Source organism: Pseudoduganella rivuli (assembly GCF_009674485.1).
Lineage (GTDB): Bacteria > Pseudomonadota > Gammaproteobacteria > Burkholderiales > Burkholderiaceae_D > Rugamonas > Rugamonas rivuli_B.
In genome coordinates this window covers 184658-197414 of sequence record NZ_WKJJ01000009.1, presented here as the reverse complement: position 1 = coordinate 197414, position 12757 = coordinate 184658, and the positions used below count along the sequence as shown (strand labels likewise).

The window sequence follows — 12757 nt, the reverse complement described above, 5'->3', positions numbered from 1 at the left end:
GGGCAATTCCACGATTTTATCAAAGTTGATGCCCCCTGAACGTAACGCCATCGCCGGCGATGCCTGTTGCGGGCGAATTGTTCCGTGCAATTGTCCCGGATTGTCCCGCTGTGTCACGAATTGGCACACCCTGTTGCGCTTTGCCGCAGTGCGCAGCCATGTAACACCGGTATACAGGCCGGTTGCGGGTAGGCACACAAGTTGCCTAGGTTAGATGGAACGCGCCGGGAAATCCGTCCCGGCCGGTCAACCATCAATAATCTAGGAGACGATCATGCAATGGACCAAACCTCAATACACCGACCTGCGCTTCGGCTTTGAAATCACGATGTACATCCTGAACCGCTGACCTGGGCTTGCGGGGGCTGCCATGAAAATCCTGGTACTCGGTTCTTCGGCTGGCGGCGGCTACCCGCAGTGGAATTGCAATTGCCGCCAGTGCGACGGTGTGCGGCGCGGCGCCATCAACAGCCGTGCGCGCACGCAATCGTCGATCGCGATTTCCGTCGATGGCAAGGACTGGCTACTGGTCAATGCGTCGCCCGACATCCTGACGCAACTGCGGGCCAGTCCCGCGCTGCAGCCGGCGCGGGCCGCGCGTGACAGCGGCATTGCCGCCGTGCTGCTGATGGATGCGCAAGTCGACCATGTGACGGGCCTGATGATGCTGCGCGAAGGGAAACGGTTGCCGCTGTATTGCAGCGCCGCCGTGCACGGCGACCTGACCTCGGGACTGCCGCTGTTGAACGTGCTGTCGCATTACTGCGGCGTCGACTGGCACGACATCCCGGTGGCGGCAGGGGAGCGGCATTCGTTCACCGTGCCGCAGCTCAATGGCGTGCGCTTTACGGCCGTGCCGCTGCACAGCAATGCGCCGCCCTATTCGCCGCGCCGCGATTGCCCCGCGCCGGGCGACAACATCGGCTTGCTGGTGCACGACCTGGTCAGCGGCAAGCGGCTGTTTTATGCGCCCGGCCTGGGCCGCATCGACGCGCTGGCATACCAGGCCATGAGCGAAGCGGATTGCCTGCTGGTGGACGGTACGTTCTGGACCGAAGATGAAATGATCGTCCACGGTTTTTCGAGCAAGCCGGCGGCGGCCATGGGGCATTTGCCGCAGTCGGGCGAGGGCGGCATGCTGGAAGTGCTGGCCGGGCTGCCCGGACCGTCCAATTCGGCCGGACGGCGCAAGATCCTCATTCATATCAATAACACCAATCCCATTCTCGATGAAGACAGTCCCCAGCGCGGCGTATTGCGCGCGCAGGGGGTCGAGGTGGCGTATGACGGCATGGAGATTTTATTATGAGCACGTTGCCACCCTGGGACCCCGCCACCTTCACGGAGCGCTTGCTGGCCAAGGGCAACCGCTATCACATCCACCATCCGTTCAACGTCCGGATGCAGCAGGGTTTGCTGCGGCCGGAGCAGATCCGGGGCTGGGTCGCCAACCGCTTTTATTACCAGGTCTGCATACCGCAAAAGGATGCCGCCATCATGGCCAATTGTCCGGACCGCGAAACGCGCCGCCGCTGGCGCCAGCGCATCGTCGACCACGATGGCGACGAGACCAACGAAGGCGGGATCGAAGCGTGGGTGCGGCTCGGCGTGGCCGTGGGCCTGACGCGCGATGAATTGTGGTCGCAGCAGCACGTGCTGCCGGGGGTGCGCTTTGCCGTCGACGCCTATGTGAATTTCGCGCGGCAGGCGCCGTGGCAGGAAGCCGTGTGCTCGTCGCTGACGGAAATGTTTGCACCGAAAATCCACAAGGACCGGCTGGCCAGTTGGCCGCAAAACTATCCGTGGATCGAGCCGGATGGCTTGCAATACTTCCGCAGCCGCATCTCGCTGGCCGAGCGCGATGTGGAACACGGGCTGGAAACCACGCTGGCGCATTTTACGACGCGCGAACAGCAATTGCGCGCGCTGGACATCCTGCAATTCAAGCTCGACGTGCTGTGGTCCATGATGGACGCGATCGAGCTGGCGTACGGTGAATGCGGTTAATCAGGGAGACTTGTCATGGATACGATTGTTGAGCACCCGCGCCTGGCCCGTTTGTTCCGCCTGCAGTGGGAGCCCGTGCAGGATGCGTATGTGCTGCTGTACCCGGAAGGCATGGTCAAATTGAACCGCAGCGCCGCCGAAATCCTCAAGCGCTGCGATGGCAGCCGGCCGTTGGTGGAAATCGTCGCGCAACTGGAAAGCGCGTTCGGCGCGACCGGCCTGGCGTCCGACGTCGACGCCTTTATCGCCGATGCGCGCCGGCACGGCTGGGTGGTGTGATCATGGACGCCCCGGCGATTACTCCGCCACTGTGGCTGCTGGCGGAACTGACCTATCGTTGCCCGCTGCATTGCGTGTTTTGCTATAACCCCGTGGATTATGTGCGGTGCCGCGATGAATTGACGCTGGAACAGTGGTGCGACGTGATGCGTCAGGCGCGTGAACTGGGCGCCGCGCAACTGGGCTTTTCCGGTGGTGAACCGCTGTTGCGCGACGACCTGGAGCAGCTGGTGGCGGAAGGCCGGCGGCTGGGCTTTTACACGAATTTGATCACGTCCGGCATCGGCCTGACGGAAGCGCGGCTGGGCGCGTTGCGCGATGCGGGGCTCGATCACATCCAGCTGTCGTTCCAGGATTCGACGCGGGAAATGAACGATTTCTTGACCAGTACGCGCACCTTTGATTTGAAGTCCAAAGTCGCGCGCCTGATCAAGCAATTCGATTACCCGATGGTGCTGAACGTGGTGTTGCACCGCTATAACCTGGACCATGTCGAGCGCATCATCGAGATGGCGCTGGCGATGGGAGCAGAATACCTGGAACTGGCCAACACCCAATACTATGGCTGGGGGTTGCTGAACCGCGCGCAACTGATGCCGACGCGCGAGCAGGTCGAGAAGGCGGAAGCGGTGGTGAACCGCTGCCGCGAGCGCATCGGCAACCGCATGCGCATCCTGTTCGTGGTGCCGGATTACTTCGAGGACAAACCCAAGGCGTGCATGAGTGGCTGGGGTTCCGTGTTCCTGGCCGTGTCGGCCGATGGCGCGGCGCTGCCTTGCCATGCGGCACGCTCGATACCGGGCATGGTCTTTCCCGACGTGCGCAGCCAGGGCTTGCGCGAGATCTGGTATGACAGCGCGGCGTTCAACCGCTTCCGTGGCGACGCGTGGATGCAGGAGCCGTGCCGCACCTGCCCGGACAAGGACAAGGATTATGGTGGTTGCCGGTGCCAGGCGCTGGCATTGGCGGGGGATGCGGCGAGCGCCGATCCCGTGTGCGAAAAATCACCGGCGCATGGCGTGGTGCAGCACGTGGTGAAACTGGCGCAGCGCCGGGACCCTGATGCCGGGCAGCCGCTGATCTTCCGCAGCGATGCGGAATCCAGGCGGCTGCTGGCGGAAGGCTGATGCGATGGACGAGGATTATTCCTGGCGGATCCAGGTTTGCGTGCGGCCCAGCATCGGCATGCCGATGTAGCCGCGCATTTTCAATTTCTTGCCGCCATCGGTGAGTTCCAGCTTGCTCTTGTAAACTTTGCCGTTGTTCGGGTCGAGGATTTCGCCGCCCGAGTATTCATCGCCATCTTTTTTCAGGCCGGTGAGGATCACCATGCCGACCACAGGCTTGTCCTTGCGTGCATCGGTGCACTTGTCGCACTTGGGATTCTGGTCTTCGTTCGGTGCGCGGAACAGTTTTTCAATCTGGCCCTGCAGCACGCCATTGCTTTCCGTGATACGGATCAGGGCTTTCGGCTTGCCGCTTTCATCGTCAATGTTTTGCCACAGGCCGACCGGCGAAATGTCGGCAGCGAAAGCAGGGGCCAGGGCGGCAGCCAGCAGAACGCCGGCGGTGAAGCGCTTGAACATGGGTGTGTCTCCAAAAGAAGGTTGTTGGTGTTATCCGTCCAGTGTAGCAAAACGATCGTGCTATTTCATAACCCTAATTAGAGGAACCACTCGATGTAAACCTATCGAACCTAGCCCGAACGATAGTACGAAAGGGGCCAGGCCCCAATGAAAAAAGCCGGCGCTGGGCCGGCTTTGATGGGAAGTGCGGTGGATTACGCCGGCAGCTTGGCCAGTTGTTCCTGCATCTTGGCCAGGGTGGCGCCGAACGTGGCGACACGTTCTTTTTCCTGCGCCACCACGGCAGCCGGAGCACGGGCCACGAAGGATTCCGACGACAGCTTGCCCGATGCCTTGGCGATTTCGCCTTCCAGGCGCGCGATTTCCTTCGACAGGCGCTCGCGTTCCGCCTTCACGTCGATCTCGACTTTCAGCATCAGCTTGGTGGTGCCCACCACCGACACGGCCGCCGTGGTTTCCGGCAGCGTATCGACAATCGACACGTCCGACAGCTTGCCCAGCGCCTGGATGTACGGCGCGAACACGGCCATGCGTTCCTTGTCGGCGCCCGACGCTTCCACGATCAGCGGCACGCGCAGCGACGGCGCCAGCTTCATTTCACCGCGCAAGTTACGGGTGGCGTCGGTCAGCGCTTTCAGCTCGCCCATCCAGCTTTCCGCCGCTTCATTGATGTTCGCTTCCACGGCCAGCGGATAGGGCTGCGTCATGATCGACTTGCCGGCCGTATCGCCTTTGCCCGCCAGTGGGGCGACCGTCTGCCACAGTTCTTCCGTGATGAACGGGATGACCGGGTGCGCCAGGCGCAGCACCACTTCCAGCACGCGCAACAAGGTGTGGCGGGTGGCGCGTTGCTGGGCTTCGGTGCCGTTTTGCACCTGCACCTTGGCCAGTTCCAGGTACCAGTCGCAGTACTCGTCCCACACGAATTTGTAGATCGCGCTGGCGATGTTGTCGAAGCGATAGTCTTCGAAGCCCTTGGCGACTTCCAGTTCCGCCTTTTGCAGCAGCGAAATGATCCACTTGTCCGCCTGCGACAGGTCGGCATCGCTGGCCGGCGCCGAGCAATCCTTGCCTTCCGTGTTCATGATGACGAAGCGGGTCGCGTTCCACAGCTTGTTGCCGAAGTTGCGGTAACCTTCGCAGCGGCCCAGGTCGAAGTTGATGTTGCGGCCCAGCGACGCATACGACGCCATCGTGAAGCGCACCGCGTCGGTGCCATAAGCGGCGATCCCTTCCGGGAATTCCTTGCGGGTGGCTTTCTCGATCTTCTGTGCATCTTTCGGGTTCATCAGGCCGGTGGTGCGTTTTTCCACCAGTGCATCGATGCCGATACCGTCGATCAGGTCGATCGGGTCCAGGGTGTTGCCCTTCGACTTGGACATCTTCTGGCCCTGCGAATCGCGCACCAGGCCGTGCACGTACACGGTATTGAACGGCACCTTGCCGGTGAAGTGCGCCGTCATCATGACCATGCGCGCGACCCAGAAGAAGATGATGTCGAAGCCCGTCACCAGCACGTTCGATGGCAGGAAGGCCGACATTTCCGGCGTCTGTTCCGGCCAGCCCAGGGTCGAGAACGGCACCAGCGCGGACGAGAACCACGTGTCCAGCACGTCGTTGTCGCGCGTCAGCGTCCCGGTGCTGCCGGCGGCGGCGGCTTTGGCCCTGGCTTCGTCTTCGGTCTTGGCCACGAACACATTGCCCTGCTCGTCGTACCAGGCCGGGATTTGATGGCCCCACCACAGCTGGCGGGAAATGCACCAGTCCTGGATATTGTTCAGCCACTGGTTGTACGTGGTGCTCCAGTTTTCCGGCACGAATTTGATTTCGCCATTGGCGACTTTTTCCAGCGCGACTTCCGCGATGGATTTGCCCGGGAAGAACGTGCCTTCCGGGGCCGGCTTGCTCATGGCGACGAACCACTGGTCCGTCAGCATCGGCTCGATGACAACGCCGGTACGGTCGCCGCGCGGCACCATCAGCTTGTGCGGCTTGACCTGTTCCAGCAGACCCTGTGCATCCAGATCGGCCACGATTTGCTTGCGGGCAGCGAAGCGGTCCAGGCCCACGTAGGCGGCTGGCGCGGTGTCGGCGATTTTCGCGTCCAGGGTCAGGATCGACGGCATGTCCAGCTTGTGGCGCTGGCCCACCTGGTAGTCGTTGAAGTCGTGCGCCGGCGTGATTTTCACGCAGCCGGTGCCGAACGCCTTGTCGACGTAGGAATCGGCAATGACGGGGATTTCGCGGTCGCACAGCGGCAGCTTCAGCATCTTGCCGACCAGCGCCGTGTAGCGCTCGTCGGTCGGGTCGACTGCCACGGCAACGTCGCCCAGCATGGTTTCAGGACGGGTGGTGGCGACGGTCAGGTGGCCGCTGCCATCGGCCAGCGGGTACTTGATGTACCACATCGAGCCATCTTCCTCTTCCGACACCACTTCCAGGTCCGATACCGCGGTGCCCAGCACCGGGTCCCAGTTGACCAGGCGCTTGCCGCGGTAGATCAAGCCTTGTTCAAACAGGCGCACGAACACGTCGGACACGATTTTCGAGCGCGGCTCGTCCATTGTGAAGTATTCGCGGGCCCAGTCCGGCGACGTGCCCATGCGGCGCATCTGGCCGGTAATGGTGGAGCCGGATTTTTCCTTCCACTCCCACACTTTTTCCACGAATTTTTCGCGGCCCAGGTCGTGACGCGACACTTTCTGCGCGTCGAGCTGGCGCTCAACGACGATTTGCGTGGCGATACCGGCGTGGTCGGTGCCGGGAATCCAGGCCGTGTTATGGCCCAGCATGCGGTGGTAGCGGGTCAGTCCGTCCATGATGGTCTGGTTGAACGCGTGCCCCATGTGCAACGTACCGGTCACGTTCGGTGGCGGCAGCTGGATGCTGAAGGACGGTTTCGACAGGTCGAGGGAGGCGGCAAAGTAACCGCGCTTTTCCCACTCGCTGCGCCAGAACTGTTCAATATTGGCAGGCTCGAAAGACTTGGCTAATTCCATGATGTTGGGCGTGAGTAGTAGGCGAAAACGACCATTATAAGGTGGCAACGGAGCCAGTGCATGTGGCGGCCATCGCAGTGCACAATTTTTTCGACGTATAACAGTGTCTGTTCAGCAATGTTTCGCTGCCTGTAAGCAAATTCATCAGTTGTAAGGGGATGTAAGAACGGATGAGTGCGCGCCTGTCCGGTTGAGCAGCTTTCATATAATGAAATCACAGTATCAATGTTTTCATTTCGGAAACAATAACTCCCGCTGCTGACAATAAACGGAGGCAAACATGGCTACGATCGATGTCAAGATTTCGCAGGCAGTGATGGACAGCGCCGCACTGGACGGGTTGGCGCATGAGAATGGCGTGTTCGACGCGGCAATGGACGCGATGGCGTCGGCGCTGGCGGGCATACCGGACGATGGCGCGAAATTCACTTCCGCCACCATGGCGAACGGCATAGTGAAAATCACGTACCCCAGCGGCGTGGTACAGGAATTCACCGGGGTGACGCTGGCCAACGCCACGGCTGTCAGCGGCGCCGCCAGCGCAACGGGCATGAAACTGACGCTACCTGGTGCGGTGTCGATAGAAGAAAGCGGCAAGTTTGAATTCAATTACATGACGCAGCCATCGTTCAGTATCGATGCGACGGCCGCTGCCATGGACAGTATCAGGATCAAGACCCTGTACGCCACCACGTCGGCCGATTACGACGCAGTGTACGGCAATGTCAGTGCGGAACTCGACGGCCACCTCACCATCGGCATGGATGGCCAGTTGCATGGCAGTTTCAGCAGCCTGCACTTGACCGCCGATAAATTCCTCACGTCGGCCACGGTCGAAGGCCGCTTCAACCTGTCGGGCAACCCGGACGCCATCGCCCACCCCGATGTGGAAGGGGGCCGGCCGGACATCTGGCTGAAACCCCCGGTACTGGATGTGACGCTGGATGGCAAAGCCACGTCGCTGGACCTGGAATTCCGCGACGGCAGCTATGTGCGGGGCGATGACCTCGGTGTCATGTTCAACACCGGCCAGCTCGATGACATGCTGGGCCTGGTGCGTGGCGCATTGTCCGGCAGCGATACCATCAAGGTGGACTTGCCGGCCGTGTTGCCGCAAACGGTGCTGATTGCGTCCGGTGCAGGCGACGACGCGGTATCCGTCGCCGGTGGCGGCGGCAAGCTCGATGTGTTCGCGGGCGCCGGCAATGACACCATCACCATGCTGTCCGGCCATCACAAGGTCGATGGCGGCACCGGCGCCGACACGGTGGTCTTCAGCGGTAACAAGGCGCAATACACGGTGACGCAGACCGACAACAAGCTGGAAGTGGCGTCGGGCGGCGGCGTCGACGTGCTGACCAATGTCGAACGCCTGCAATTTGCCGACGGCGCCGTGGCCTATGACATCGACGGCAATGCGGGCCAGGCATGGCGCATGTATACCGCCGCATTCGACCGCCATCCCGACAAGCCGGGCCTGGGTTACTGGATCAAGGCGCTGGACGGCAACATCACGTTGCGCGACCTGGCGCAAAGCTTCATCAACAGCGCCGAATTCACCGCGCTGTATGGCGACCACCCGTCGAATGCGTCGTTCGTCGCCCGCCTGTACAACAACGTGCTGCACCGGGGGTACGACCAGGCCGGCTTCGATTACTGGGTGGATGTGCTGGACCACGGCGAAGCGCGCGCCAATGTGCTGGCGAACTTCAGCGAGGGGGCGGAAAACCGCGCACAGGTGGTGGGCAGCATCGAGCATGGCTGCGACTACATGCCATTCGGCTCGTGAGTTCAGCCGTGGGTACAGGCTTGCAGTGTGCACCTCGCTGTTAAGCCTGTAACACGGTTTGACTATGTGTCTATTTTTGCAATTTTTTTGACTCGACTGCCGCATCTGTCTACCTTGGCTCGCTCGTATAACTTGTATACGCAACTGAGACAACCAAGGAGACAGACATGGCAGTTCGCTTCACCACGTTGTTGGCGGCAAGCTTGTTGGCCGGCGCGGCAGGGGCCGCACAGGCACAGCAAAAGACCTTCTGGATCACCGTGGGCGACAACGCCTACGCGCAGTTGAAGAAAGCCGCGCCGCAGGCGATCGCGCGCGAAAGCCGCTCGCTGACGGCGCAGGCTGAAGTGGCCGGCAAGGCCGCGGTCAAAGACCAGGTCCATCTGGTGGAAGTCGACGAACAGCAAATGCTGAAGCTGTCGGCCGCCGTGCACCATGAATTGAAACGCTGCGGCGGCTTCATGATGCACAAGAGCGAAGCGGAAGGCCTGGCCGCGCTGTCGCCGCAAACGCAAAGGGCCACCCTGGCCCCCGTGCTGACCCGTCCGTCGTACGTGCTCGACAACCAGAGCGCCATCACGCCGCTGGTGCCGCAATTGCAGGCATCGAACATCGCGCAGACCATCACCGACATGTCCGCGTTCACCAACCGCTATTACACGACCACGGCGGGCGTGAATGCGTCGGACTGGCTGAAAAACAAATGGACCACGATGGCGGCCGGACGCAGCGACATCACGGTCACGCAATTCACCCACAGCGGCTACCCGCAAAAGTCCGTCATCCTCACCATCAACGGCACCGATAACGGTTCCGAAGTCGTGGTGCTGGGCGCCCACCTGGATTCGATCAACACCAACGGCACAACGGAAACCACGCGCGCACCGGGCGCCGACGATGACGCGTCGGGTATCGCCAGCATGACGGAAGCGCTGCGCGTGATGCTCGCGTCGAATTACAAGCCGCGCCGCACCATCAAGATGATCGGTTACGCGGCGGAAGAAGTGGGCTTGCGTGGGTCGCAGGATATCGCCACCTGGCACAAGAACAATAACGTCAACGTGGTGGGCGTCATGCAGCTGGACATGACGAACTACAAGGGTTCGCCGTCCGACATCTATATGTACACGGACTATACGGACAGCACGCAGAACGACTTCGTGGTCAAGCTGATCCAGACTTACCAGCCCACCTTGACGATCGGCTACGACCGCTGCGGCTATGGCTGCTCGGACCACGCGTCGTGGACGGCCCAGGGTTACTGGTCGTCGATGCCGTTCGAAACGTCGTTCAACCAGGATAACCCGTACATCCACACCGCCAACGACACCTATGCCAACATGGGCAACCAGGCGGACCACGCGCTGAAATTCGCGCGCCTGGGGCTGACCTTCGCCATGGAACTGGGCAGCGATGGCGCCGGCACGCCGCCGCCACCGGACAAGGTGGAAACTTTCAGCGGCTCGCTGACGCTGAACCAGAAACGCACGTTCGGCCCGTTCAAGGCGGCCACCGGCACGTTCAAGGCATCGACCACGGGCACCGGCGACGTCGACCTGTATGCGCGCAAGACCACGGCCCCGACCACCACGTCGTATGACTGCAAGTCGGACGGGTCGACCGCCACGGAAACCTGCTCGATCAGCATGGCGGCCAATGGCGACGTCTACGTGTTGTTGAACGGCTACAGCGCGTCCAGCTACACGCTGACAGTCACGTACAAGCCACAATAACAAGTAGTTCGTCACCAATATGTGTTGTGCGGAGCGAGGCGAGGTATAATCGCCCCGCTGCCGCAAGGTGGCACACGCTAGGGGTCCTGCGATGCGCAAAACGAATTGCATCTGCGGGTGAGAAATACCCTCCGAACCTGATCTGGATAATGCCAGCGAAGGGAAGCTTTAGGCCTTCACCGACGAACCGCGCAAGCGCGCGGCTTCGGCGGCACCCCGCCAAACCTCCTTTGCTGGCTCCTGTAGAGCTAACGAAGGAGCCAAATGAACGCCAACGCCAAATTCCTGTCCGCCACCGCTGAAGTGGACAGCGCCGCCGTCGCACCGCTGCCGAATTCCCGCAAGATTTATGTCGAAGGCAGCCGCCCGGACATCCAGGTGCCGATGCGCGAAATTTCGCAATCCGACACCTCCGCGTCGTTTGGCCACGAAAAAAACCCGCCGATCTATGTCTATGACACGTCCGGCGTATACACCGATCCCGCCGCTAAAATCGATATCCGCTCCGGCTTGCCGACCCCGCGCGCACCGTGGATTCTTGAACGCGACGACACCGAAGAACTGGACGGCCCGACGTCCGAATACGGCCAGGCGCGCCTGGAAGATCCGGCGCTGGCCGAACTGCGCTTCAACCTGACCCGCAAGCCGCGCCGCGCGAAAGCGGGCGCCAATGTCTCGCAAATGCACTATGCCCGCAAAGGCATCGTGACGCCGGAAATGGAATACGTGGCGATCCGCGAAAACATGCGCCGCAAGGAATACCTGGCCGAACTGAAAGCGTCCGGTCCGCTGGGCGAGCGCATGGCCGAGATGATGGGCCGCCAGCACCCGGGCTTTAACTATGGCGCCAATATCCAGGCTGAAATCACGCCGGAATTCGTGCGCGATGAAATCGCCCGTGGCCGCGCCATCATCCCCGCCAACATCAACCACCCTGAAATCGAGCCGATGATCATCGGCCGCAATTTCCTCGTGAAAATCAACGGCAATATCGGCAATTCCGCCGTGACGTCGTCGATCAGCGAAGAAGTCGAAAAAATGACGTGGGCCATCCGCTGGGGCGGCGACACCGTGATGGACCTGTCCACCGGCAAGCACATTCACGAAACCCGTGAATGGATCATCCGTAACAGCCCGGTGCCGATCGGTACCGTGCCGATTTACCAGGCGCTGGAAAAGGTCAACGGCAAGGCCGAGGACCTGACGTGGGAAATCTTCCGCGATACGCTGATCGAACAGGCGGAGCAGGGCGTCGATTACTTCACCATCCACGCAGGCGTGCTGCTGCGCTATGTGCCGATGACGGCCAAGCGCATGACGGGCATCGTGTCCCGCGGCGGTTCCATCATGGCGAAATGGTGCCTGGCGCACCACAAGGAAAACTTCCTGTACACGCACTTCGAAGACATCTGCCAGATCATGAAGCAGTACGACGTGTCGTTCTCGCTGGGCGATGGCTTGCGTCCGGGTTCCGTGTACGACGCCAACGACGAGGCGCAACTGGGCGAACTGAAAACCCTGGGCGAACTGACGCAGATCGCGTGGAAGCACGACGTGCAGGTGATGATCGAAGGCCCCGGCCACGTGCCGATGCAGCTGATCAAGGAAAACATGGACTTGCAGCTGGAACAGTGCAACGAGGCGCCGTTCTACACGCTGGGACCGCTGACCACCGACATCGCGCCCGGCTACGACCACATCACGTCCGGCATCGGCGCCGCGCAAATCGGCTGGTACGGTTGCGCGATGCTGTGCTACGTGACGCCGAAGGAACACCTGGGCTTGCCGAACAAGGATGACGTCAAGGAAGGCATTATCACGTACAAGATCGCCGCCCACGCGGCCGACCTGGCGAAAGGCCATCCGGGCGCGCAAATCCGCGACAACGCCCTGTCGAAGGCGCGCTTCGAATTCCGCTGGGAAGACCAGTTCAACCTGGGCCTGGACCCGGACAAGGCGCGCTCGTTCCACGACGAGACCCTGCCAAAGGATTCCGCCAAGGTGGCGCACTTCTGCTCGATGTGCGGCCCGCACTTCTGCTCGATGAAGATCACGCAGGACGTGCGCGAATACGCGGCCTCCGGCATGCAGGAAAAGGCCATCGAGTTCGTCAAGGGCGGCTCCAAGCTGTACAGCAAGGCGTAACGGAGCGGCGCGTCATGATTGAGATTGAACTCAACGGCGAACCCCGCCTGGCGCCGCCGCAGCACACGCTGCAGGCGCTGGTCGAGGAACTCGGGATTGCGCACCAGGCGCTGGCGCTGGCGGTCAACCGCACGGTGGTGCCGCGCCAGAGCTGGCCTGCACGCGCCTTGCAGGCGCAAGACAAGGTCGACATCGTCCGCGCAATCGGCGGCGGCTAAG

The 12757-nt window shown here is 61.5% G+C and carries 11 protein-coding genes and 1 riboswitch; of the genes, 9 read left to right on the top strand and 2 right to left on the bottom strand.

What is annotated here, in order from left to right:
- Positions 1 to 274: 274 nt before the first annotated feature.
- Genes pqqA through pqqE form a run of 5 tightly spaced genes read left to right on the top strand, consistent with a single transcriptional unit; the run spans position 275 to position 3413 of the window.
- Entirely contained in the window at positions 275 to 349 is a 75-nt protein-coding gene (pqqA, locus tag GJ700_RS15900) for a pyrroloquinoline quinone precursor peptide PqqA (RefSeq protein WP_154375779.1), read from the top strand.
- Positions 350 to 370: 21 nt separating this feature from the next.
- Entirely contained in the window at positions 371 to 1309 is a 939-nt protein-coding gene (gene pqqB, locus GJ700_RS15895) for a pyrroloquinoline quinone biosynthesis protein PqqB (protein WP_154375511.1), read from the top strand.
- A complete protein-coding gene (gene pqqC, locus GJ700_RS15890; RefSeq protein WP_154375509.1) occupies positions 1306 to 2007 on the top strand; it encodes a pyrroloquinoline-quinone synthase PqqC in 702 nt (233 codons plus the stop codon). Before pqqB ends, pqqC begins: the two co-directional genes overlap by 4 nt.
- A gap of 15 nt (positions 2008 to 2022) precedes the next feature.
- Complete coding sequence (gene pqqD / locus GJ700_RS15885; RefSeq protein WP_154375507.1) at positions 2023 to 2286, top strand: pyrroloquinoline quinone biosynthesis peptide chaperone PqqD; 264 nt, start codon at positions 2023 to 2025, stop codon at positions 2284 to 2286.
- A 2-nt stretch (positions 2287 to 2288) separates the two neighbouring features.
- Positions 2289 to 3413: a pyrroloquinoline quinone biosynthesis protein PqqE gene (pqqE, locus tag GJ700_RS15880; protein ID WP_154375505.1), complete on the top strand. Its 1125-nt coding sequence runs from the start codon at positions 2289 to 2291 to the stop codon at positions 3411 to 3413.
- A 15-nt stretch (positions 3414 to 3428) separates the two neighbouring features.
- On the opposite strand, the gene GJ700_RS15875 is transcribed toward pqqE, so the two are convergent.
- Together GJ700_RS15875 and GJ700_RS15870 are read right to left on the bottom strand one after the other, a co-directional pair.
- Positions 3429 to 3872, bottom strand: coding sequence for a DUF2147 domain-containing protein (locus tag GJ700_RS15875; RefSeq protein WP_154375503.1), 444 nt, complete (start codon positions 3870 to 3872; stop codon positions 3429 to 3431).
- Positions 3873 to 4066: 194 nt separating this feature from the next.
- On the bottom strand, positions 4067 to 6871 hold the full coding sequence (locus GJ700_RS15870) for a valine--tRNA ligase (protein WP_154375501.1): 2805 nt from the start codon (positions 6869 to 6871) through the stop codon (positions 4067 to 4069).
- Between the two features lie 280 nt (positions 6872 to 7151).
- Between GJ700_RS15870 and GJ700_RS15865 the strand changes: the two genes are divergently transcribed.
- The 4 genes from GJ700_RS15865 (at position 7152) to thiS (ending at position 12756) form a co-directional block, all read left to right on the top strand.
- Positions 7152 to 8660 carry a DUF4214 domain-containing protein gene (locus tag GJ700_RS15865; RefSeq protein ID WP_154375499.1) on the top strand — a complete coding sequence of 503 codons (1509 nt, stop codon included), beginning with the start codon at positions 7152 to 7154 and terminating at the stop codon, positions 8658 to 8660.
- 167 nt (positions 8661 to 8827) lie between these two features.
- A complete protein-coding gene (locus tag GJ700_RS15860) occupies positions 8828 to 10393 on the top strand; it encodes a M20/M25/M40 family metallo-hydrolase (protein WP_154375497.1) in 1566 nt (521 codons plus the stop codon).
- Between the two features lie 69 nt (positions 10394 to 10462).
- A riboswitch (TPP riboswitch) is annotated at positions 10463 to 10574 on the top strand.
- 83 nt (positions 10575 to 10657) lie between these two features.
- The gene (gene thiC / locus GJ700_RS15855; RefSeq protein ID WP_154375495.1) at positions 10658 to 12538 is read left to right on the top strand and encodes a phosphomethylpyrimidine synthase ThiC; all 1881 of its coding nucleotides are present in this window, start codon (positions 10658 to 10660) and stop codon (positions 12536 to 12538) included.
- A 14-nt stretch (positions 12539 to 12552) separates the two neighbouring features.
- Positions 12553 to 12756, top strand: coding sequence for a sulfur carrier protein ThiS (gene thiS, locus GJ700_RS15850; RefSeq protein ID WP_154375494.1), 204 nt, complete (start codon positions 12553 to 12555; stop codon positions 12754 to 12756).
- Position 12757 lies beyond the last annotated feature (1 nt).